We start from the raw sequence: 22,906 nt of genomic DNA, 5'->3' as shown, positions 1-22,906 counted from the left end.
GAGCACAGCGCCCAAAAGTCCCCGCAGTGATATACTAAGGACAGTCATTATTTCCCGAGCCGCCTTATGGATATTAAACAACTGATCTACCTGTGCAATCTGGAACGAGAGCGCCACTTTGGCCGAGCGGCGGAAGCCAGTTTCGTTAGCCAGCCAACGTTATCCATGCGGTTGAAAAACCTGGAAAAAGAATTGGGTGTTTCGTTGATCAACCGCGGCAATAACTTTGGCGGTTTTACCGCGGAAGGCGAGCGTGTGTTGGCGTGGGCGCGCGAGATTGTATCGGTTTATCAGGGGTTGAAACTGGAGGTGGAATCGCTCAAGCACGGCTTTAACGGCACCCTGCGTATCGGTGCCGTGCCGCAGTGCAGCATTTCACTGGCGCAAATGCTTAAAGCGGTCAGCGAGCGTTTCCCGCAGTTGGACTATCGGGTTGCGGTGTTGAGCGCCGATCAGTTGCTGGAAGCCTTGACGGCGCATACCGTGGATATCGGCATCGGTTTCTTTGAGTTGGCGACGCTGAAAGAGCTGCATTTTCAGTCGCAGCCTTTGGCTGACGCCGGCGTCGAACTGGTCTTCCATCCGCAGCACTTCCCGCACTTGGTGGGGGATAAACCTTTGACCTTGGCGGAGGTCACCGCGCTGCCGCTGTGCCTGGCTGAACCTACACGTTACTTCCGCCGTTACCTCGATCAAAACTTTCGTGAAGCCGGGTTGACGTTGCATGCGCGCATGGAAACCACGTCTATTTTCCAACTGCTGGAAGGCATTTTTGTTGGCCTGGGCTGTGGCCTGTTTCCGCAAGGTAACCTGCTGCCGGCCATGACGCCGGACTTGCAGCGGCGGCCAGTCGCCATTCCCGCCATGTCGCGGCATGCGGCAGTGGTGATAGCTGAGCCGGGACGGGCGTCGCCGTTGGCCCAGCATTTTTTCGACGCCGCCAGCAGTTGGCTGTTGCAGTAATTATGCCGGTTGGCTCTCGCCGATCGTCTGTGTATCGCCGAGGGTCTGACGTAAACGGTTCTCCCAGGCGTAGAGGGCACCGGTGAGGATCACGTCCAGGGCTTGAGCCTGATTCAGCCCGCTGTTAAACAGCGGCTGTACGCTGCGCGGGGTGAACTTTTCCGGCGTGCGGGTCAGGTCTGCGGCAACGCGGATCACCGCCTGGACTACGGGATTATCGCTGCTTTCCAGCCCGCGGTTAATGTCGGTGAAGATGGCGCCTGCCAATGCGGCGTCCTGAATATCCTGGGCCACGGTCGATGCGCAATAGCGGCTGCCGTTAATGCGCGAAACGGCCAGCGTCGCCAGCGCTTTCAACCGCGCCGACAACCCGTAACCGTCCGCGTTGATGCTGTTAAAGACGCCGTTGCGTTCGCGCAGCGCGGGGGCATCGTGGGCCAGCAGCAGATAATAAGGCTCGCTGCGAGCGTCCGGGTGGCTTTGGTCGAGCACGTCGAGCTGTTCAGCGCGAGCGTCTTCCAGGGCTATCGGCGGTAATCGCGATTGCCACGTCAGTTCCTCGTCGGTGAACTCCACTCCTTCAGCATCCTCTATATTCGGGAAACCGGGCACCACACCCGTTGGCCGCCCGGCCAGCGCCGCCACGCCGGCGACGACGCGCGCCTGGTAACTGACAAAACCGATAATCTGCGAGAAGGTCACGATATCCGCCGGGCTTAATCCGACATCGCTGAGCTGTTGCAGCGCTTTGCTGCAAATCAGGGTCGGTTGGCTGGCGAGTTGCCGGGCGTATTGCGTGATTTGGGCGAGGCGGATGTTGCTTTCGCGTGAGGCGTCGGGGCTGTGCAGCGGGGCGAGGCGAGCGGCGTAATGGCTACAAAGGGATTGAACGCCGGTCACCTGAGCCACGGTCAGTGCGGTACTAAGGCGATCGTAAGGTGACAATGTCACCATTCTTGTCAGTGTCACATGATCCGGGAACAACACGTGATAGCTGGCGTGCGAGGCATTAAATACCCCGGCGCGCGCGGTCAGTGCGGTGTTCAACGCTTCGTCGGCAAATGCGCCCAGCCCCAGCAAGAATTTGTCGCGGACGGTGGCCGCTTGCGGCTCAAGCGGCTGGTCTCCGCGAACGCTGCTTTGGGTTTCGTGATACCACTGGGCATTATGTTGTCGACGTAGTAGTTCCATAGGGGGTAATCCTTAATCATGAGCAACGGCCACCGGTGCGACAGGCAGCGGCGGCAAGACAAAAGAGGTGCATACCCGAAGCGGGCATGGAATGGCAGGATCAGCGGCGGTCATCGCAACACAATGCGTGACCATAAACAGAGAAACCTGCGGCTAAAGCGAGCAGAAACTGCGCGAGTCGGCGATTGCGGGGGCTGTTCATCAGTGCGATATCCTGTCGTTTAATAAGCTCAACGTAGGGGATATCCTCACCGATTCGATAGGCGAGATAAAATAATGTTAAGTGCTAATCAATAACTGAATGGAATAAAATATAATGATATATAACAAAATTGTAATTTGTATTTGAGGTTATTGGATAAGCGCGGCGGGCTGTTCGGCAATAAAAAACCCGCTCGAAAGCGGGTTTCCTGCCAGCGTCAGAATCGGCCGCCGTCGCGCCGCCAGGCGTCTGCGGTCAGCGCTTCACCGAAATGGCTGGCGATCAGGCGCTTGGTCAGATCGTGCAATGGCGCGGCCAGCACTTCGGCGGTGCTGCCACGCTCAACGATTTCCCCTTCGTGCATCACCATAACCTGATCGCTGATGTGCTTCATCATGCCCAGATGCTGAGTCACATAGATGTACGAGATGCCGTGTTTCTCCTGCAGTTCCAGCATCAGGTTGATGATCTGCGAACGCATCGACATATCCAGCGAAGCCAGCGCCTCATCGGCGACGATGACCTTGGGCTGCAGGATCAGCGCACGGGCCAGCGCCACACGCTGTTTCTGGCCGGAGGCCAGCATATGCGGATAGTAATAGGCGTGGTCCGGCAGCATGCCCACCTGGCGCAGCGTCTGATAGATGCGCTGTTCACGCTCTGGGCCCTCCAGATCGGTATTCAGCCGCAGCGGGGCGTCGAGCAGTTGACCGATGCGCTGGCGCGGGTTAAGCGACGTACTCGGATCTTGAAATATCATGCGGATACGCTGGCTGCGGTAGCGATAATCGCCGTAGCCGAGCCGGTGATCGTCAATCAGCAGTTCCCCGGATGATGGTTCAACCATGCCGGACAGCATTTTGGCCAGCGTCGATTTGCCGGAACCGTTTTCACCGATGATCGCCAGCGTCTGCCGTTCACGCAGGGTAAAGCTGACCGATTTCACCGCCTCAACGTGCTGGCGACGGAACAGCCCGGTGCGGTAACGGTAGGTTTTGGTCAGGTTGCGCACTTCCAACAGCGTTTCCATGTTATTGCTCCTCCATGTTCAACGGGAAGTGGCAGGCGAATAAGTGGTTTTTCACCGGGCGCAGGCGCGGCGTCTCGATGCACTTTTTCTGCGCGTAGGGGCAGCGAGGCCCCAGCCGGCAACCGATCGGCAGATGTTCCAGCGATGGAATGGCGCCCGGCAGCGTATTGAGCCGGCTTTTATGCGGCAATGAACGACCAAAATCCGGCATTGAGCGGATCAGCGCCTGCGTGTACGGATGGTGAGGAGCAGCCAGCAGATCTTCACACTGCGCGCTTTCCACCGTTTGGCCACAGTACAGTACGTTCACCCGGTCGGCCCATTTGCTCATCATCTGCAAATCATGGCTGATCAACAAAATGGTGGTGTTGTTGTTTTGATTAAGCCGGGCCAACAGGCGGAAAATTTGCGCCTGGGTGGTGGGCTCCATGGCGTTGGTCGGTTCATCGGCAATCAGCAGGCGCGGCTGGTTGGCCAGAGCGATGGCGATCATCACTTTCTGGCATTCGCCTTCGGTCAGTTCGTAGGGGAAGCTGCCCATGATGTCGACATGGTCTTTGATGCCAACGCGGTGCAGCAACTCAATGGCACGACGTTTGCGCCAGTTGAAACGTTGCCACCAGCGGCCCTTATAGGTCCAACCGGGGATCGCCTGGGCCAGTTGGCGGCCGATGCTCTCCGAAGGGTCCAGGCAAGACTGCGGTTCCTGGAAAATCATCGAGACGTTATGCCCGACCAGCTTGCGTCGCTCGCGCGGCGTCAATTGCAGCAGATCGATATCATCAAAGCGGAAACGGTCGGCGGTGACGCGCCAGTTGTCTTTGGTTACGCCGCAAATCGCTTTGGCGATCAGGCTTTTGCCCGAGCCCGATTCACCCACCAAACCCCGTACTTCACCTTCGGTCAGCGTCATGCTGACGCGATCGACCGCCTTGACCGGCCCGTCGGCGGTCATAAATTCAATCGTCAGGTTGCGGATATCAAGTAACGGCATTATTCCACTCCTGCGTTGATTGCGCGGCGCATGCCGTCGCCCAACAGGTTAACCAGCAACACGCTGATCAGGATTGCCGCACCGGGCAGCATTACCGTCCAGGGCGCGACGTACACCAGCTCCAGCGAGTCGCCGAGCATGGCGCCCCATTCAGGAGAGGGCAACTGTGCGCCGAGGTCGAGGAAACCGAGTGCGGCGATGTCCAGGATCGCCATCGACAACGCACGGGTAAATTCGGTCACCAGCACCGCCGCAATGTTCGGCATCACGGCATACCACAGGATTTGCGGCGTCGAGGCACCGTCGAGGCGCACCGCCACCACATACTCTTTTTCCAGTTCGTCGTGCACTGCGCTGTAGATGGTGCGCACCATGCGCGGCAACAACGCCAGCCAGACCGCCAGCATCGCGTGCTCGAGCTTTGGCCCAAGGAACGCCACCACCACAATCGCCAGCAGCAGCGAGGGAATGGAGAGCAGGGTGTCGAGAATGTGGTTCAGCACCGCCGAGCGCAGGCCGTGGGTCACGCCGGCAAACACGCCGAGGATCACCCCGAAAAAGGCGGCGGCGACGGTAACCAACAACGCCGAACCATAAGTGGCGGCGGTACCGGTCAACAGACGGCTCAGGATATCGCGGCCGAGATCGTCAGTGCCGAGAAAGAAGGAGACGTTGCCGTAACGCGACCAGGAGGGCGGCAGCAACTGATAACCCAGGAACTGTTGATCGAGTGCATAAGGCGCCAACAGGCTGCCGAATACGCACAGCAACAGCAGCGCGATCACGCCGTAGAAGCCGATCATCGCCAGGGCATCGCCGTAAAAAATCCGCCAGGTGTAAAGCAGCGGGCTGGGCATTTTCTTTTCGCGGTATACGTTATCTAAGGGCATACCATTCCTTATGTTTCAGTGGGTTGGTTGCTGCGCCCAAAATATCGGCCAGGACGTTAATGGCGATCACCAAGGTGCCGACCACCATCACGCCGGCGGAGATTGCCGCATAATCCTGCTGGCGGATGGCGTTAATCATCCAGCGCCCCAGGCCCGGCCAATTGAAGACCACTTCGGTGATCATCGCCAGCGTCAGCATGGTGGAGAACTGCAACCCCAGTTTGGGAACGATAGGCGGCAGCGCGTTATGCAGCACATGGCGACGGATAATGGTAAAGCGGGACAAGCCCCGGGTAGCGGCGGCTTTGATGTAGTTTTGGCTGAGCACGTCGTCGGTGCTGATCCGCATCAGGCGCACCACTTCGGTGGTGGGGGCCACCGCCAGCGCGGTAATCGGCAATATCATATGGCGCAACGCGCTGCCGATCATCTCGGAACGGTACGGCGAATCCGACAGCCAGGCATCAATCAGCGCAAAACCGGTGATGGGCCTGACCTGATACAGCAGGTCGAAACGGCCGGAGACCGGCAACCAGCCAAGGTGCAGCGAGAAAAACAGCATTAACAGCAACGCCAACCAGAAAACCGGCATCGAAAATCCGATCAGGGCAAAGGTGCTGATGGCGGTGTCTTGCCATTTGCCGCGCATCACGCCGGCGATAATCCCCAGCGGAATGCCGATAAACAACGCCAGAGTGAAAGCAAGGAGGCACAGTTCCATGGTGGCGGGGAACACTTCGCGCAGTTGCTCGCTGATCGCCTGGCCGTTAATGCTGGAAACGCCAAAGTCCCAGTGCAGCAGGCTGACGAAGTAAAAGTGGTAGGCATCCAGCAGGGCGGCGCCGTACAGCGGCGCGCGCGGCGTGAAATAGCTCAGACTAAAGCTGACCAGAGTCAGGAGGAACAGCGTGATCAGCAGCAACAAGATGCGGCGCAAGGTAAAGATAATCACTTTTTCGGCCCCTCCGCGGATTCACGGTACACCCCGGCAAATGACGCGTTGCCGAACGGGCTCAATACCAGTCCTTTGATGTCGTAGCGGTAAGCCTGCAGGCGCAATGAGGAGGCCAGCGGCAACACCGGCAGTTGCTGCTCAAGAATTTTTTGCGCCTTCTGGTAGTTTTCGATGCGCTGCGCCAACTGCTGCGACAGCAGGGCATTTTGCAGCACCTCGTCAAACCCCGGGTCACACCAGTGAGCATAGTTGGTTTGCGAGCGGATTGCCGCGCAACTCAATAGCGGCCGGAAGAAACTGTCCGGGTCGTTACTGTCGGTGGCCCAGCCGGTGAGTGTGAGATCGTGGTTCATCTCCATCAGTCGCGCCTCCTGGAAGCGGCCCTCGACCGGCACGATAGTGACGTTAATGCCAACCTGGCCCAAATCGGCCTGGATCAGTTCGGCGGTCTTCAGCGGGCTGGGGTTATAAGATTGCGAGGCGGTGGGTACCCACAGCTTCAGATTCAACGATTCAATACCCGCTTGCTTGAGCATTTCGCGCGATTTTGCGGGATCAAATTCGGTAACGTGCGCTTCGTTGTCGTAGGCCCACGACGCGCGCGGCAGAATGGAGGCGGCGGTTTCCGCCGTGCCGTAGTAAATCGACTGCATCAGGCGCTGGTTGTTGATTGCCAGCGAAATGGCCTGACGCACTTTTAAATTGTTCAGTGGCGGTTTGCGGGTGTTAAAGGCCAGATAGGCGATGTTCATGCCCGGCCGCAGCGTGAGGCGCAGGCGCGGATCGTCGCGCAGAATCGAGAGCTGGCTGGCCGCGGGATAAGCGAGCACGTCGCACTCACCGGTCAACAACTTCGACAGCCGGCCGGTGCCGCCGGCGCCCAGATCGATCACCACCTGTGGCATGCGCGGTTGGCCTTTCCAGTAAACGTCATTGCGCGCCAGACGGATATATTGCCCCGAACGATATTCATTCAACAGGAAGGGCCCGGTGCCGACCGGCTCGCGATCGATCATTTCCTGATGGCCTTCACGCGTCAGGTTTTCCGCATATTCTGCCGACATCACCGGGGCGTAATGGGTCGCGATATGCCACAAAAACGAGGCGTCCGGCGCCTGCAGACGGATCTCGACGGTGTAGTCGTCGAGCTTCTTCACGCTTTGCACCGAGTCGCCAAACTGCAGACTGTCGAAGTACGGATACTCGCCGCCGTTGACGTCATGATACGGATGCTTTTGGTTAAACATGCGTTCAAAGCTGAACACCACGTCGTCGGCGTTCAATTTGCGGGTTGGCGTAAACCAGGCGGTGGTCTGGAACGGCACGTCCTTGCGCAGGTGGAAGCGGTAGGTTGCGCCGTTATCCAGCACTTCCCAACTTTGCGCCAGTTCGGGGATCAGCCGGTAGGTATAAGGGTCGACATCCAGCAGGCGATCGTACAGCTGTGCGGCCAGGGTATCGACCGTCAGCCCGCTGCTGGCCATCTGCGGATTGAAGGTGTTCAGTATGCCGCTGACGCAATAGACAAAGCCGCTCTGGCGGATGTCCGGCAACGGCGGCGCCGCGGGCGGTGTTGAGGCCAGGGCAGAACTCGTAAGGCACAATGACAGTATCCAAAGGGGTAAACCACGCATAGACGCTTCATGGGTTAATAAGCAATAGCGTTAGTGTATCGCACTCTGGCGAACTGCCCAATCCATTGAGCAAAATGGCAGAGTTTTCTGCGACTTGATTGAACACTTTACCGCCACAGGCAAAAAATCTTTAAAATGATATGTTATAACATAACAATTTCATGCTACCGTCCCCAGGCACGATATCAATAACAGCAAGGGGACGTATGAACAAGATTGCACTTCCACCCCGCCAGCCGTTGCCGGATGCGCAGGCCTGGCGGGGTGAGATGAGTGACGTCGGGCTCGATTGGGTCGGGATGCAAGAGATAGCGCTGCCGCTGGAGCTTGCGGGCAAACCGCTGATGGCGAAGGTTAATGCCGGGATCAATCTGCGTGCCGGTCGGCAGGGCGCGCGGGGAATACACATGTCGCGGCTGTATCTCGCGCTGGATGAATTGACGCAAGGCGAACTGACGCCGCAGCGCATCGGGCGAACGCTGGATGCTTTTTTGGCTTCGCAGCCTGAACACAGCGACCATGCCAGCCTGAGTATCCGCGGCGAACTGCTGGTGTCACGTCCGGCGCTACTCTCGCCGCATCGCGGCTGGAAAGCCTACCCGTTGCGCATTGACGCCACGTTAGCCCAGGCTCTGACGCTGTCGTTGACGATCGGCGTGCCTTATTCCTCCACCTGTCCCAGCTCGGCGGCGCTCAGCCGTCAACTGGCGCAACAGCAGTTTCAGTTTGATTTTGAACAGGAGCCGAACAGGGTCGATCGGCAGCAGGTGATCGATTGGCTGGGTGAGCAGGGAATGCCCGCGACCCCGCACAGCCAGCGCAGTTGGGCCTGGGTGACGCTGACGCTCGGTAGCAGTGAACCGGCGTTACCGGTGGTCAATTTAATCGATCGCATTGAGCATGCGCTGGGTACGCCGTCGCAAACGTTGGTAAAGCGTCGCGATGAGCAGGCCTTCGCCCTGGCTAATGGCCAAAACCTGATGTTTTGCGAGGACGCCGCGCGCCGTCTGTACCGGATGCTGCGCAGCCAATGCGGCCTGCGAGGATTCTCGTTGCGGGTGGAGCATCAGGAAAGCCTGCACGCCCACAATGCGGTGGCCGAACTGAGCTGGCGGGAGGAAGGCGATGCTGCGTAAAAACCCCAGTGGCCACCTGCCGCAGGTATCGCCAAAGGCCTATATCGATCCTACCGCCATTATCTGTGGTCGGGTGATTGTCGAAGATTTTGTCTACGTTGGCCCCTACGCGGTGATCCGCGCCGATGAACTGAATGCGGCCGGCGATATGGAGCCGATCGTTATCGGTTCTCACTCGAATATTCAGGACGGCGTGGTGATCCACTCGAAAAGCGGCGCGGCGGTCACCATCGGCAGCTACAGCTCCATCGCGCATCGCGCGATTGTTCACGGCCCGTGCCGCATCGGGGATCGGGTGTTTATCGGGTTCAACAGCGTGCTGTTCAACTGCCATATCCGTTCCGGCTGCGTGGTGCGGTACAACGCGGTGGTGGATGGCGTCACGCTGCCGGAGAACCTGTATATCCCATCGACCGAGCGCGTCGGCGCCGACAGCGATCTGTCGCTGTATCGCCAGGTTGATCGCGGCGCGCTGCAATTTTCTGAAGAAGTGGCCGCCACTAACGTCGAACTGGTTCGCGGCTACCAGGCATTACGTAATGAGTTTTAAGTGAGGAACCTGATGAATCCGTTACCCGTTACCGTACTTTCCGGTTTTCTCGGCGCCGGTAAAACCACGGTGCTCAACCATATTCTGAATAACCGCCAGGGCATGCGCGTGGCGGTGATCGTTAATGACATGAGCGAAGTGAACATTGATGCTGCGCTGATCGAAAACCAGGTCCAGCTCGATCGCCGACAGGAAAAGCTGGTGGAAATGAGCAATGGCTGTATCTGCTGCACGCTGCGCGAAGATCTGTTGATCTCGGTGCGCGAACTGGCGCAGGCCGGTCGCTTCGATTATCTGCTGATTGAATCCAGTGGGATCTCAGAACCGCTGCCGGTGGCGGAAACTTTCACCTTTGAAGACGAACAGGGTGAAAGCCTGTCGCAGTTCGCCCGGCTGGATACGCTGGTCACGGTGGTGGATGGCGTGAATTTTATGCAGCAATACCAGCAGGCTCAAACGTTGCAGGAGGCCGGGCAAAGCCTGGGCGAGGACGATCTGCGCAGCGTGGCGGATCTGCTTATCGAGCAAATCGAATTTTGCGATGTGATGCTGGTGAGTAAAACCGACTTGCTGACGCCAGAACAGCAGGGGGAAGTGATGGCGCTGCTCGCGAGCCTTAACCCGGATGCCAATATTATCCCCATCTCCCCCGGTAAATTGCCGCTGGAGGCGGTATTGAACACCGGCAGTTTCAGCTTCGAAAAGGCCCAACAGGCACCGGGCTGGCTGAAGGAGTTGCGGGGCGAGCATGTTCCGGAGACGGAAAACTATGGCATCAGCAGCTTTGTTTATCAGGCGCGGCGGCCGTTTGCGCCGGATAAATTTTATCGGATGATCAACGGCGACTGGGGTGGCGGTAAGCTGTTGCGTTCAAAGGGGTTCTTCTGGCTGGCTACGCGTCCGAGACAAGCGGGGCAGTGGAGTCAGGCCGGTGGCATCGCTCATTATGGACTGGCGGGTACCTTCTGGCGCGCGCTGTCGCAGGAGAGCTGGCCACAAGATGAAGAAACCCGGGCGCAGATTCAGGCAAAATGGGTGGAGCCGTTTGGCGATATGCGTCAGGAGCTGGTGTTTATCGGCCAGAATCTGCGACAGGCGGAGATTACCCGCTTGCTGGATGCCTGCTTACTGACCGATGACGAAATGGTGGCCGGTGTGGACTATTGGCGGAGGATGGCCGATCCCTTCCCTGAGTGGTAAGTACACAACATCAGTGTGGTGATGAGAAAAATTCTCAACAAATTGCTTTACAGGTGATAGTGATAACCATTATCATTTGTTTGTCGTTCACGGAAGGCCACGCTCAGTGGCTCTGCTGTGAAAGGCACGACATTGCTCACATTGCTTCCAGTGTTTTTTAAGCCAGCTCGGGTGCTGGCTTTTTTTTTGCCCATTAGTCTTCTTCCGCCCCCCCATTTTGCAGGAGAGCATGTTTTTTCAGCATCCCCCGCAATTGATGATAGGTCAGCCCCAGCAGGTCCGCCGCCTTGCGTTGGTTAAATTTCCCTTGTTGAAGTGCTGCCTCGATCAACGACTTTTCCTGTTCCAACTGCCAGGTTTTTAAATCCAGCGGTAGCGTCGGTCGGTCATTGCGCGTTTCGCGCTCCGGCAGCGGGAAGGGGCTTTCCCGTTGGGCAAAGGGATTGATAACGATCTCATCGAGCGCGTTGGCGCTGGTGCCGTGCCGGTATACGGAACGTTCCACCACGTTTTTCAATTCCCGCACGTTGCCCGGCCAGCTATAGGCGATCAGCGTATCCCTGGCGCGTTCGGTAAAGCCGGGGAACAGCTGCAGCGACAGCTCGCGGCACATCTGAATCGCAAAGTGTTCAGCCAGCAACATGATATCTTGCTGCCGCTGGCGCAGCGGCGGCAGTTGAACGACGTCGAACGCCAGCCGGTCCAACAGATCGGCGCGGAATTTCCCCGCTGCCGCCAGCGCAGGCAAGTCATCGTTGGTGGCGCACACCAACCGCACATCGACCTGCAGCGGTTGGCTGCCGCCTACGCGCTCCAGATGCCCGTATTCAATCACCCGCAGCAGTTTTTCCTGCACCAGCATGGGGGCAGTGGCCAGTTCGTCCAGAAACAGCGTGCCACCGTCGGCGCGTTCAAAGCGACCCAGGTGGCGTTTCTGCGCGCCGGTAAAGGCTCCCGCTTCATGGCCGAACAGCTCGGAATCCAGCAAGTTTTCATTCAAAGCCGCGCAGTTAAGCGAGATAAACGGCCCTTGCCAGCGGTTGGAAAGGTAGTGCAGACGGTGGGCGATCAGCTCTTTGCCGGTGCCGCGTTCGCCGATCACCAACACCGGCTTGTTCAACTTTGCCAGTTGCGAGACTTGCTCCAATACTTCGACAAAGGCGTTCGCTTCGCCCAGCAGGTTTTCTAACTGTTCGCTCATGATGAAATTCGCCAATGTTTGGTGAAAATAATCACTCTACAGCAAGTTGACGGAGTGTCAAAAATAAATAATCCTTATTATTCAATTAAATAAAAGTTGGCACGAGTTTTGATTAAGTCTTTGGGCAAGCTGTATTATTTAACGCGGCGCTTCAGACGCCATCAGAACCAAGAGGAAGTGAATTATGGGTATTTTTTCTCGTTTTGCCGACATCGTGAACGCCAACATCAATACGCTGCTGGATAAGGCGGAAGATCCGCAAAAACTGGTGCGCCTGATGATCCAGGAGATGGAAGACACGCTGGTTGAAGTTCGTTCCACCTCGGCGCGTGCGCTGGCGGAGAAAAAGCAACTGCTGCGCCGCATTGAGCAGGGTGAAAATCAGCTCAACGATTGGCAGGACAAGGCCGAACTGGCGCTGCGCAAAGATAAGGAAGACCTGGCCCGTGCGGCGCTGATCGAAAAACAGAAGGTGGCTGACCTGATCTCCACGCTGACCCACGAAGTGTCTACCGTGGAAGAGACATTGGCCCGGATGAAAAGCGAAATCGGCGAGCTGGAAAACAAGCTGACCGAAACCCGTGCGCGCCAGCAGGCGTTAACGCTGCGCCACCAGGCAGCATCCTCTTCCCGCGACGTGCGCCGCCAGCTCGACAGCGGCAAACTGGATGAGGCGATGGCGCGTTTCGAACAGTTTGAGCGCCGTATCGATCATATGGAAGCCGAAGCGGAAAGCGTCATCATCGGTAAAAAGAAGTCTCTGGACCAGGAATTTGCCGAACTGAAAGCCGACGATGCCATCAGCGAACAACTGGCGGCGCTGAAAGCCAAAATGAACCGCACTGAGTAAGGCGACAGCGGCCACGGCGAGGTGGCCGCCTATTAAAGACGCAATAAGAAGGAAAAGAAATGAGTGCTCTACTACTTGCCATTCCGTTGACAATCTTCGTGTTGTTTGTCGCACCGATTTGGCTTTGGCTGCATTACAGCAATCGGCAACAAAGCGGCATTCAACTGAGCCATCAGGAAATGCAGCGTCTGGCGCAGTTGGCCGACGATGCCAAGCGCATGCGTGAACGCATTCAGGCGCTGGAAGAAATCCTCGATGCGGAACACCCGAACTGGAGACAGTCTTGATGAGCAATACTCTGGGCAGTAAAAAACTTTATCGCGTACCTGAGGAAGGCATGGTGAAGGGCGTCTGCGCCGGGCTGGCCCATTATTTCGACGTGCCGGTGCGTCTGATCCGCGTAATAGTGGTGCTGTCGATGATTTTCGGCCTGTTTTTCTTCACGCTGGTGGCCTATTTCGCGCTGGTTTTCGTGCTGGATGAAGCGCTGGCCAGCCGTTTCGAAGGCGAAAACTATAAAACGCCGCGCCAATTGCTCGATCAACTGGAGTATGAGTTGGGCAGCGGCGAACAGCAACTGCGTCAGGTTGAACGTTATGTCACGTCGGACACCTTCGGCGTACAGAGCCGTTTCCGCAAGCTGTAACCCTGCCTCGCGTGCAATGACCTGCGCGTGGCGCAGGTCAGGCATTGCGCCTGCCATCATCCTGTTTCAAGCAACCGTGCCGGAGGGCATTGATAAATGAATAAAACCTATGCCGCAAAGGCCGTTAAATCCGCTGGAATCAAACAAGGAGCAGGGACGGTGTTGAAGACGTTGTCTAAAGTGATCATCATGGCGTTACTGAATTACGGCCCTGCCGGCGCGGCGGGCTGGCTGCTGCGGACCGTTGGCCGCAAACCGATTCGCTTTGTGCTGGCGCTGGTGCTGGAACCCCTGTTCCGCAAAGGCCTGAACAAGGTATTTGGTCGTTACGTAGCGGGTGCAAAAATGCCACCCAGATAGGGTGGCATAAACTTTAATTGGCGGCGGTCGCTTTCGTCCCCGGTGTTGCCAGATAGACCCAGTCTGCGCCGTCGCTGATAATGGCCTGAGCCGTAGGAGAGGCTGCAGTATTGGTACAGAAAATAACGGTGCCTTTGCAGGAGATCGCAGCGGGAAGCTGAGAAAACGTCATTGACGACAAATGGGTACCAAAGCGACTGATGCGACTGTTAGGCCGCCAGCCGGCAGCGGTTTTCACCCAACTGTAAATCGCGCCTTCCTGGTCCCCTGTTACCGCTGTATTGAACCATTCGGAGCCGATAGGGCGCATTACACTCCCTAGCTCTTTGGGAACATCGGCGACACGCGCCACGCTATAGCTGCTTTTTCCTGGTTGATATGAACTGCCATAGCTAGTACTGATAGTTGTCGCGCCTTCGACATCGACATCGATGACCGAACCTGCGCCAGACAGTGAGGCATAACGAAAGTCGCCCAGGCAGCGGCCGCCAAGGAAGCGCAGATTACTGGTGTTACAGCTTACGCTGCCGTACTGACAGTCAGCCAGATCGACCCGGGTATTTGCGCCATCTCCGGTAAGGGCAACGTTGCCGGAGAAATAGGTGTCAGAAATAGTACTCGGATAAGAAGGGTGGCTCCACGTCAGATTCGCTAACCAACTGTTGCTGATCATGGCCTTTACGCTGGAGGAAAAGTTCATGTCTTGTAACCAGCATCCGCTCATGAAAATATTGAACCGTTTCCCGGATGCAGCATGCGTAATATTCCCCGCACGGTTAATATTGGTTACATACAAAACACCATACCCCGTACTGTAAACCAAATCATTTACTTCCGACGCCTGAATTTCATTAAGATAAACTTCCCCAGAGTTCATGTGTAATAATCGGCTGGCATTGGTATTCTCTCCAATTAATGTTTTCAATGGGCCGCTACGATGTTCCATATGCAATTTCGTGAACCACAATCCAATGCCGCCATGAATGTAAATAGTCGGGCTGATCAGGTTGGCTTCCCATTGGCAATCTTCAAAGCGCAACATGTTACAATCATCGTCCTTGATGGTTGAGGTTAAATGAACGGGGGCCAGTAGCATTTTCTCATAATCTGTAATGTCGGCATAACTGTTATAATCCCCGGAAGTTCTGCCGCAACCTTGGACCTCAAGGAATTTAAAGTAACTATCCTGAACTTTATCAAGATAGAGACCTGCACCTTTGCAATAGAGGATGCTTACATTCTGTACTTGCACGTAACCAGCGTATTTTATGCTTAATCCACTAATGATTTTATTATTGCCACGTATTTGAAAGTTTCTGAAGTTGATCCCACTATACGTCATTTCCCCTGCGTTGGCAGAAACGGTAATAACTCCACTAACATCTGAAATATCAGTTAGATCTGGCCCGGAGTAGGTTAACACTGCACGCCCGTTAAAACTGTTTTCGCCGTAGAGCGCGATCCCTCTGTTAGCTGGGAAAATGACCGGTTTTGCAATATTCCAGTAACCGCTTGGGATTTTTACCGAGCGATCGCCTTGTATCAGTGAAATGTTTTGAATAAATGAGCTGTTATCACTTAGGGTAGGATCGCAACCGCCATCATATAAAGAAAGTTGCGTTAAATCGTTTCGTCGCCACACTGCTGTTGATTGATTAACTATAACAGTGGAGTATCCGCCGTCATCAATTGCATTGGCAATGTTAAGATAACCTGTAAATACGCCACCGCCTTTGCCTTTTCCCGCATAGTACTCCGTTAAAAAAATACGTTGCCCATCATATTCTGGCAAGGTGTTTCTTAATGCATTCATAGTGCTTGCTGCGGCTGTGTTTTGCTCTAAATTAATTGCACTCATAGAGTTCTCCGGGTAGTATTAAATGTTAGAGAAAGCATCTTCGACGCCAAATTTTTTCGGATTGAAGGTGCAATATTGAGATTATTCCCAGCAAGATAATGCTATCTTGGTTTTTTATGAGGTGCGATATTAGGTCGTTCGGCTATATACCACACAACGAATAACATGTATGGCAAGCGGTGCAGGCGCGAAAGACCTTATCCATGACATAAAATAATCTGGCTTATGACTATAATAATGCTCATAGGCTGCCGAGATTAACGAATTTTATATAAATCCATGTTTTATATAACAAAAGGAAGTCACTCTACGCAAAATGAAACGACTGCAAAATGAGTTAACCTCGCTGGTCAACCGCGGGATGGATCGCCATTTGCGTCTGGCGGTGACCGGCCTTAGCCGCAGCGGCAAAACCGCCTTTATCACCGCCTTCGTCAATCAGTTGCTGCACGTTCACAGCGGTGCGCGCATGCCGTTGTTTTCGCCAGTGCGCGAAGAGCGGCTTCTGGGCGTGAAACGCATTCCGCAGCGCGATCTTGGCATTCAGCGTTTTACCTATGATGAAGGGTTGGCGCAGCTTTATGGCACCCCGCCAAGCTGGCCGACCCCGACGCGCGGCGTCAGCGAAATTCGCCTGGCGCTGCGCTACCGTTCCAACGACTCGTTGCTGCGGCATTTTAAAGATACCTCGACGCTGTATCTGGAAATCGTCGATTATCCCGGTGAATGGTTGCTGGATTTGCCCATGCTGGAACAGGACTATCTGGCCTGGTCGCGCCAGATGGCCGGTCTGTTGCAGGGCGATCGCGCCGAGTGGGCCAAACCCTGGCTAGAACTGTGCAAAGGTTGCGATCCGCTCGCGCCGGCCGACGAAAACAAGTTGGCGGCCATTGCTCAGGCCTACACCGATTATCTGTTGCGTTGCAAAAGCGAAGGCTTGCACTTTATCCAGCCGGGCCGCTTCGTGCTGCCGGGCGATCTGGCCGGTGCGCCGGCACTGCAGTTCTTCCCGTGGCCCAATGTCGACAGCCTCGGCGAATCGAAGCTGGCGCAGGCTGACAAGCACACCAACATCGGTATGCTGCGGGCGCGTTTCAATTACTACTGCCAATCAATCGTCAAAAACTTCTATAAAGAACATTTCGTCCGTTTCGATCGGCAGATTGTGCTGGTTGACTGTCTGCAACCGCTCAACAGCGGTCCACAGGCGTTCAACGATATGCGCCTGGCGCTGACCCAATTGATGCAAAGTTTCCACTACGGTAAGCGCACGCTGTTCCGTCGCTTGTTCTCGCCGACCATCGACAAGCTGATGTTTGCCGCCACCAAGGCGGATCACATTACCGCCGACCAGCACGCCAATCTGGTGTCGTTGTTGCAGCAGTTGGTGCAGGAAGCGTGGCAGAACGCGGCGTTTGAGGGCATCAGCATGGATTGCGTGGGGTTGGCCTCCGTACAGGCGACCGAAAGCGGCATCGTCGATCACCAGGGGCAGCGGATCCCGGCCTTGAAGGGCAATCGCCTCGTCGATGGCGCGCCGTTGACGGTGTTCCCCGGCGAAGTACCGGCGCGTTTGCCGGGGCCGGCTTTCTGGCAAAACCAGGGGTTCCACTTTGATGAGTTTCGTCCCCGCGCCATGAGCGTAGACAGCCCGTTGCCGCACATCCGTCTGGACGCGGTGATGGAATTTTTACTGGGAGATAAATTGCGATGAGCGAACCGATAAAGCCGCGTATCGATTTTGAAGAGCCGTTGCAGCCGCCGCAAGAACCGATATTGCGCGCCAACGTCGCTTTTGATGAACAGCAGGCGGAGCGTTTTTTCCCGGCCGCGCCTGAGTTGGAACAAGAAGAGGAGGAAGGGCGAGCCGAAGGCATTATCAATGCCGCCTTGAAACCCAAACGCAGCCTGTGGCGCAAAATGGTTACTGCCGGGTTGGCGTTGTTCGGCGTCAGCGTGGTGGCGCAGGGCGTGCAGTGGGTGCATACCGCGTGGGTGCAGCAGGATTGGATTGCCATGGGCGGCGGCGTGGCTGGCGGCTTGATCGTGTTTGCCGGGGTAGGGTCGGTCGTGACCGAATGGCGCCGGTTGTATCGTCTGCGCCAGCGTGCGGAAGAGCGCGACATAGCGCGGGAACTGTTGCACAGCCACGGGTTGGGCAAGGGGCGCGAATTCTGCGAGAAGCTGGCGCGGCAGGCCGGCCTCGATCAGGGGCACCCGGCGTTACAGCGCTGGCAGGCTTCCTTGCATGAAACTCAAAATGACCGCGAAGTGGTAGCGCTTTATGCCAAGCTGGTGCAACCGGTATTGGATAATCAGGCGCGTCGTGAAATCAGCCGTTCGGCGGCAGAATCCACATTAATGATCGCCGTCAGCCCGCTGGCGCTGGTGGATATGGCATTTATCGCCTGGCGTAACATTCGGCTGATCAACCGCATTGCGACGTTGTACGGCATTGAACTGGGTTATTTCAGCCGTCTGCGGCTGTTCCGTTTGGTGCTGTTGAATATCGCCTTTGCCGGTGCGTCCGAACTGGTACGTGAGGTGGGGATGGATTGGATGTCACAGGATCTGGCTGCACGGTTGTCCGCCCGCGCAGCCCAAGGCATTGGCGCCGGTTTACTGACCGCCAGGCTGGGCATCAAGGCGATGGAGCTGTGCCGCCCGCTTCCGTGGCTGGAAGGTGAGAAGCCCAAACTCGGAGATTTCCGCAGCCAGTTGGTCGGTCAACTGAAAGACGCCATGAAAAAAAACGACAATAAAGCCAAGTAACTCACCAACTGCGCCCGCCCTGGGCGCAGTTGTTTGTTTCTGCATCAATAGCCACTGCACAACTCAGTACGTAACCCCTGGTTGACGAAAGACGATCCCCCTGCAATCACATTATATTTATCTGAAAAATTATTGCCGGTTATGATAACTCTCTGCAAATGAACTAAAATGACGCCGATGGTGTTATTTACTTGCGTTTAAAATCATCAACAACGGCGATAAATCAGAGTTCTGTCAACTTTTGCTGACAGATTGCTTCTACCGCTCGGGGTGAGAGAGTATCATCATCGTCAGTCATCCCCGCACCTGCAGAGATAAGGCCAACACTGATGCGTTTGGAAGTATTTTGCGAAGACCGGCTCGGTCTGACTCGAGAATTACTCGATCTTTTGGTATCGCGCAGCATCGATTTACGGGGTATCGAAATCGATCCCATCGGCCGCATTTACCTCAATTTTTCCCAACTGGATTTTGACACCTTCCGCGCTCTGATGGCGGAGATCCGCCGCATTGCCGGCGTGACTGACGTGCGCACCGTTAACTTCATGCCGTCCGAGCGTGAACACCGTGCGTTGCGGGCGCTGCTTGAGTCGATGCCGGAGCCGGTATTTTCGATTGATATGCGGGGCAAGGTCGAGTTGGCCAACCCGGCGGCACAGGTGCTGTTCAGCTTCAGCGAAGATAAAATCCGCAATCAAACGGCTACGGCTCTGATTGGCGGCTATAACTTCAGCCGCTGGCTGGAGAGCGAACAAACGGCGCCGCACTCCGAACGGGTCGTGATCCGCAGCCAGGATTTCCTGATGGATATCACGCCCATCTACCTGGAAGACGAAAACCAGCAGAACGCCACCGTTGGCGCGGTGGTCATGCTCAAGTCGACTGCACGCATGGGGCGCCAGCTACAGAACCTGTCGGTGAACGACGACACCGAATTCGATCATATCGTGGCCGTCAGCCCGAAAATGCGCCAGGTGCTGGAACAGGCGCGTAAACTGGCGATGCTGGATGCGCCGTTGCTGCTGGTCGGCGATACCGGTACCGGCAAAGACATTCTGGCTCGCGCCTGCCACCTGCGCAGCCCGCGCGGCAAACAGCCGTTCCTGGCGCTGAATTGCGCCGCACTGCCGGATGACGTGGTGGAAAGCGAGCTGTTCGGCCATGCGCCCGGCGCTTACCCCAATGCGCTGGAGGGCAAGAAAGGCTTCTTCGAACAGGCGCACGGCGGCTCGGTGCTGCTGGATGAGATCGGTGAAATGTCGCCGCGCATGCAAACCAAACTGCTGCGTTTCATCAACGACGGCACTTTCCGTCGCGTAGGGGAAGAACACGAAGTACACGTGGATGTGCGGGTCATCTGCGCCACCCAGAAAAACTTGACGGAGCTGGTGCAACGCGGTGAATTCCGCGAGGATCTCTACTATCGCCTTAACGTGCTGACCATCACTATTCCGCCGCTGCGCGAGCGTCCGCAGGACATCATGCCGTTGACCGAGCTGTTTGTGGCGCGCTTTGCCGACGAACAGGGTGTGGCACGGCCGAAGTTGGCGAACGATCTGGGGAGTTTCCTCAGCAAGTATGGCTGGCCGGGCAATGTGCGGCAGTTGAAAAACGCCATCTACCGTGCGTTGACGCAAACGGAAGGCTTTGAGCTGCGCCCGCAGGATATCGTGCTGCCGGAATTTGAGGTCGAGATGTCGCTGGGCGACGAAGTGCTGGACGGCTCGCTGGACGATATCAGCAAGCGCTTCGAGCGTTCGGTGCTGACGCGGTTATACCGCACTTACCCTAGCACGCGAAAACTGGCGAAACGCCTGGGGGTTTCACATACCGCGATTGCCAACAAGCTGCGCGAGTATGGCCTCAGCAGCCGCAAGGCGGCGGGGGAAAGCGAAGAATAAAAAAACGGGCGCCGCGGCGCCCGTTTCGTTTATCAGAGCCCGCGAAAGCCGGCCCTGGTGGCATCACTTCAGTGCAGCCAGCGCAGCATCGTAATCCGGCTCGTTGGTGATCTCATTCACCAGCTCGCTGTACAGCACATTGTCCTGGCCATCCAGCACCACGACCGCACGTGCAGTCAGACCTGCCAACGGGCCTTCAGCGATTTCGACGCCGTAAGCCTGTTTGAATTCTGAACCACGCAGGGTAGACAGCGTCACTACGTTGCTCAGGCCTTCAGCGCCGCAGAAGCGTGACTGGGCGAACGGCAGATCGGAGGAGATGCACAGCACCACGGTATTATCCAGACCGCTGGCCAGTTGGTTGAATTTACGTACCGAGGCAGCGCAAACGCCGGTATCAATACTTGGGAAAATGTTCAGGACTTTGCGTTTACCCGCGAAGCTGCTTAGCGCTACGTCTGACAGGTCTTTGGCAACCAGCGAGAACGCTTTGGCTTGTTCGCCTGACTGTGGCAGATGGCCTGCAACGCTGACCGGGTTGCCTTGGAAATGTACTGTCTGAGTCATTGGCTTGGTTCCTTTTACAGGTGTTTATACAAAGGGGATGAACCTAATAAAATAGCCGCTATGGCTGGGTTTGCCATTAGGTTCACGCCCTGGCGTCAGTTTAAGTCAACAATTGTGGGTTGGATATATAAAGTTTGCTAAATAGTTGTATATATTAGGTTGTGTCCAAAAATCATCCGCCCGTTAGCCCGTTTTTATACGCTATTTCCGCTCAGGAGCCGTTATGAGAAGCATGCGTTTTTACCCAGAAGCCTGGCCATTGCATACCGCCTTTGTCATTGCCCGCGGCAGCCGCACCGAAGCGAAAGTGGTGGTAGTCGAGATTGAACTGCAGGGTGTGCGCGGCATCGGCGAATGCACGCCGTATGCGCGCTATGACGAAAGCGAAGCCTCGGTGCTGGCGCAATTGGCGGAGGTGGCACCGGCTATCGAACGGGGAGTGACGCGTGAGCAGTTGCAGCAGTTGATGCCCGCAGGCGCGGCGCGCAATGCGGTGGATTCGGCGCTATGGGATCTGGAGTGCCGTCTCAGTGGCCAGAGCCGCTGGCAGCGCAGCGGTGTCACGGCGCCGGAACGCATCCTGATGGCGCAAACCGTCAGCATCGGCTCGCCGGAGGCAATGGCGTTCGCCGCACGCGAACTCGACCAGCAGGGCGCACGGCTGTTGAAAATCAAGCTGGATAATCACCTGATCAGCGAACGGTTGGTGGCCATCCGCGCAGCGGTGCCGGAAGCGACGCTGATCGTCGATGCCAACGAGTCCTGGCAGGCGGAAGGCCTGGCTGCGCGTTGCCAACTGTTGGCGGATCTGGGGGTGGCAATGTTGGAGCAGCCGCTGCCGGCCGCCGATGACGGCGCGCTGGAGAACTTTATCCACCCGCTGCCGATTTGTGCCGATGAGAGTTGCCACACCAGTCGCGATCTGCCGGCGCTTATCGGCCGCTATCAGATGGTCAATATCAAGTTGGATAAAACAGGCGGCCTGACGGAAGCGCTGATTTTGGCTAAGCAGGCGCGCGAGCAGGGGTTCGCCATTATGCTCGGCTGCATGTTGTGTACTTCACGGGCGATCAACGCGGCGTTACCCCTGGCCCCAGGGGCGCGTTTTGTGGATTTGGATGGCCCGACCTGGCTGGCGAAGGACGTCGACGCGGGGCTGGATTTTGACTATGGGGCGATCAATCTCGCCCCTCGGCAGAATTAACCCTGGTAGGTCAACAGCTCTACCATTGCATCGAGATAGCTCTCGCTGGCGGCATCGGCGGAGATCGGCGGGAATTCGGTGGTAATGCAGGGCAGCGACAAATCTGCGCACCAACTGCCGAACGAACCCGGCGTCTCGTAACCCACGCTGGTGACCAGCGGCAAAGCAAACTTATGTGAAAGCCAGACACCGAGTTGGGAACTGGCGGGATCTTCAATGCAGGCCAAGGGTTCATGAAACGACACCACCCAGCGCGGTTTCAACCGGTGAATCAGGTGGCACAGCGCCTGGGTTTCCGGTTCTGAACCGGGGCGGCCGCCGGTTGACAGCTTCACATCCCGCGCCTCCGCTGCGCTGTTCCAACGATAAACCGTATCGCCGGAGCGCCAGTTGGCGGCGGGGAAGTTACGGTTCAGGTCAACGCCGTTGGCGTTGGCGCGCAACCCCAGTTGGCACCCGTCGGGATTGACCGCCAGTATCACGTGATGGCGCAGCCGGTTTGGCGCAATGCTGCGTAGCGCACAAGAAAGGGTGACGATAGCTGCTCCCTCGTCACCGTGGGTACCGGCGATGATCAGCCCGGTTTCCGGCCCGCTGATGGCTGCGGGGAAATAAAGCAGCGGTGCCCCTAACAGCGAACTGCCGTAATTCTCTCCTGCAACGGCCAATTGGCCACGTTCACTGCGCGGTCGATGCTGGATCATGGTGTTGTCCCTGAGTTAAATGTCGAGAGTCATTATCATTTTATTCAGTGTATTACGCTTTGGCTTATCTTTCCCAGAGCTATTGTTTCACCTTTGCC

Annotated in this window: 22 protein-coding genes; 12 read left to right on the top strand and 10 right to left on the bottom strand. The window is 56.6% G+C overall.

The window, feature by feature from the left end; translation table 11 throughout:
* Window positions 1-66: 66 nt before the first annotated feature.
* Window positions 67-963: a LysR family transcriptional regulator gene (locus ACUTQW_RS06510; RefSeq protein WP_006325669.1), complete on the top strand. Its 897-nt coding sequence runs from the start codon at window positions 67-69 to the stop codon at window positions 961-963.
* Here ACUTQW_RS06510 and ACUTQW_RS06505 read toward each other — a convergent pair whose 3' ends face one another.
* The 6 genes from ACUTQW_RS06505 to sapA form a co-directional block, all read right to left on the bottom strand.
* Window positions 964-2,154 (bottom strand): CMD domain-containing protein, encoded by a 1,191-nt coding sequence (locus ACUTQW_RS06505; RefSeq protein ID WP_004945150.1) that lies wholly within the window; start codon window positions 2,152-2,154, stop codon window positions 964-966.
* 419 nt (window positions 2,155-2,573) lie between these two features.
* Window positions 2,574-3,386, bottom strand: coding sequence for a putrescine export ABC transporter ATP-binding protein SapF (gene sapF, locus ACUTQW_RS06500; RefSeq protein WP_004945147.1), 813 nt, complete (start codon window positions 3,384-3,386; stop codon window positions 2,574-2,576).
* A gap of 1 nt (window position 3,387) precedes the next feature.
* On the bottom strand, window positions 3,388-4,380 hold the full coding sequence (gene sapD, locus ACUTQW_RS06495) for a putrescine export ABC transporter ATP-binding protein SapD (RefSeq protein WP_004945143.1): 993 nt from the start codon (window positions 4,378-4,380) through the stop codon (window positions 3,388-3,390).
* Window positions 4,380-5,270, bottom strand: a complete 891-nt coding sequence (gene sapC / locus ACUTQW_RS06490) for a putrescine export ABC transporter permease SapC (RefSeq protein ID WP_006325668.1) — start codon at window positions 5,268-5,270, stop codon at window positions 4,380-4,382. The genes sapD and sapC overlap by 1 nt, the downstream gene beginning before the upstream one ends.
* On the bottom strand, window positions 5,257-6,222 hold the full coding sequence (gene sapB / locus ACUTQW_RS06485) for a putrescine export ABC transporter permease SapB (RefSeq protein ID WP_004945135.1): 966 nt from the start codon (window positions 6,220-6,222) through the stop codon (window positions 5,257-5,259). Before sapB ends, sapC begins: the two co-directional genes overlap by 14 nt.
* Window positions 6,219-7,859, bottom strand: a complete 1,641-nt coding sequence (gene sapA, locus ACUTQW_RS06480) for an ABC transporter substrate-binding protein SapA (RefSeq protein WP_062791818.1) — start codon at window positions 7,857-7,859, stop codon at window positions 6,219-6,221. The genes sapB and sapA overlap by 4 nt, the downstream gene beginning before the upstream one ends.
* 206 nt (window positions 7,860-8,065) lie before the next feature.
* On the opposite strand from sapA, the gene folE2 reads away from it, so the two are divergent.
* From folE2 to zigA, 3 genes are read left to right on the top strand one after another with little or no spacing between them, the layout of a single operon-like run.
* On the top strand, window positions 8,066-8,995 hold the full coding sequence (folE2, locus tag ACUTQW_RS06475) for a GTP cyclohydrolase FolE2 (protein ID WP_020439134.1): 930 nt from the start codon (window positions 8,066-8,068) through the stop codon (window positions 8,993-8,995).
* A complete protein-coding gene (locus ACUTQW_RS06470; protein ID WP_004945126.1) occupies window positions 8,985-9,545 on the top strand; it encodes a carbonate dehydratase in 561 nt (186 codons plus the stop codon). The genes folE2 and ACUTQW_RS06470 overlap by 11 nt, the downstream gene beginning before the upstream one ends.
* A gap of 12 nt (window positions 9,546-9,557) precedes the next feature.
* Window positions 9,558-10,745 carry a zinc metallochaperone GTPase ZigA gene (zigA, locus tag ACUTQW_RS06465; RefSeq protein WP_006325661.1) on the top strand — a complete coding sequence of 396 codons (1,188 nt, stop codon included), beginning with the start codon at window positions 9,558-9,560 and terminating at the stop codon, window positions 10,743-10,745.
* A 193-nt stretch (window positions 10,746-10,938) separates the two neighbouring features.
* Here zigA and pspF read toward each other — a convergent pair whose 3' ends face one another.
* Window positions 10,939-11,946 (bottom strand): phage shock protein operon transcriptional activator, encoded by a 1,008-nt coding sequence (gene pspF, locus ACUTQW_RS06460; protein WP_006325659.1) that lies wholly within the window; start codon window positions 11,944-11,946, stop codon window positions 10,939-10,941.
* 184 nt (window positions 11,947-12,130) lie between these two features.
* Here pspF and pspA point away from each other — a divergent pair, with 184 nt between their 5' ends.
* The 4 genes from pspA (at window position 12,131) to pspD (ending at window position 13,802) form a co-directional block, all read left to right on the top strand.
* Window positions 12,131-12,796 carry a phage shock protein PspA gene (pspA, locus tag ACUTQW_RS06455; RefSeq protein ID WP_004945117.1) on the top strand — a complete coding sequence of 222 codons (666 nt, stop codon included), beginning with the start codon at window positions 12,131-12,133 and terminating at the stop codon, window positions 12,794-12,796.
* Window positions 12,797-12,855: 59 nt separating this feature from the next.
* On the top strand, window positions 12,856-13,083 hold the full coding sequence (gene pspB / locus ACUTQW_RS06450; protein ID WP_004945113.1) for an envelope stress response membrane protein PspB: 228 nt from the start codon (window positions 12,856-12,858) through the stop codon (window positions 13,081-13,083).
* Window positions 13,083-13,442: an envelope stress response membrane protein PspC gene (gene pspC / locus ACUTQW_RS06445; protein ID WP_064798856.1), complete on the top strand. Its 360-nt coding sequence runs from the start codon at window positions 13,083-13,085 to the stop codon at window positions 13,440-13,442. The genes pspB and pspC overlap by 1 nt, the downstream gene beginning before the upstream one ends.
* Window positions 13,443-13,538: 96 nt before the next feature.
* Window positions 13,539-13,802 (top strand): phage shock protein PspD, encoded by a 264-nt coding sequence (pspD, locus tag ACUTQW_RS06440; protein ID WP_006325657.1) that lies wholly within the window; start codon window positions 13,539-13,541, stop codon window positions 13,800-13,802.
* Window positions 13,803-13,815: 13 nt separating this feature from the next.
* Here the strand turns inward: pspD and ACUTQW_RS06435 are convergent, their stop codons facing one another.
* A complete protein-coding gene (locus ACUTQW_RS06435) occupies window positions 13,816-15,660 on the bottom strand; it encodes a hypothetical protein (protein ID WP_064798855.1) in 1,845 nt (614 codons plus the stop codon).
* 316 nt (window positions 15,661-15,976) lie between these two features.
* Between ACUTQW_RS06435 and ACUTQW_RS06430 the strand changes: the two genes are divergently transcribed.
* From ACUTQW_RS06430 to tyrR, 3 genes are all read left to right on the top strand, one after another.
* Entirely contained in the window at window positions 15,977-17,374 is a 1,398-nt protein-coding gene (locus tag ACUTQW_RS06430) for a YcjX family GTP-binding protein (protein WP_006325650.1), read from the top strand.
* Window positions 17,371-18,432, top strand: coding sequence for a YcjF family protein (locus tag ACUTQW_RS06425; RefSeq protein WP_006325648.1), 1,062 nt, complete (start codon window positions 17,371-17,373; stop codon window positions 18,430-18,432). Before ACUTQW_RS06430 ends, ACUTQW_RS06425 begins: the two co-directional genes overlap by 4 nt.
* 329 nt (window positions 18,433-18,761) lie before the next feature.
* Complete coding sequence (tyrR, locus tag ACUTQW_RS06420) at window positions 18,762-20,333, top strand: transcriptional regulator TyrR (RefSeq protein ID WP_004945094.1); 1,572 nt, start codon at window positions 18,762-18,764, stop codon at window positions 20,331-20,333.
* A 63-nt stretch (window positions 20,334-20,396) separates the two neighbouring features.
* Here tyrR and tpx read toward each other — a convergent pair whose 3' ends face one another.
* Entirely contained in the window at window positions 20,397-20,900 is a 504-nt protein-coding gene (tpx, locus tag ACUTQW_RS06415) for a thiol peroxidase (RefSeq protein ID WP_004945089.1), read from the bottom strand.
* A gap of 223 nt (window positions 20,901-21,123) precedes the next feature.
* On the opposite strand from tpx, the gene ycjG reads away from it, so the two are divergent.
* Entirely contained in the window at window positions 21,124-22,104 is a 981-nt protein-coding gene (ycjG, locus tag ACUTQW_RS06410; RefSeq protein ID WP_004945086.1) for an L-Ala-D/L-Glu epimerase, read from the top strand.
* Here ycjG and mpaA read toward each other — a convergent pair.
* Complete coding sequence (mpaA, locus tag ACUTQW_RS06405) at window positions 22,101-22,808, bottom strand: murein tripeptide amidase MpaA (RefSeq protein ID WP_445654827.1); 708 nt, start codon at window positions 22,806-22,808, stop codon at window positions 22,101-22,103. The two genes, ycjG and mpaA, sit on opposite strands and share 4 nt — an antisense overlap.
* Window positions 22,809-22,906: the final 98 nt, after the last annotated feature.

It is taken from the genome of Serratia sp. TSA_7, assembly GCF_052692135.1.
This window is presented reverse-complemented; position numbering and strand designations above follow the sequence as displayed.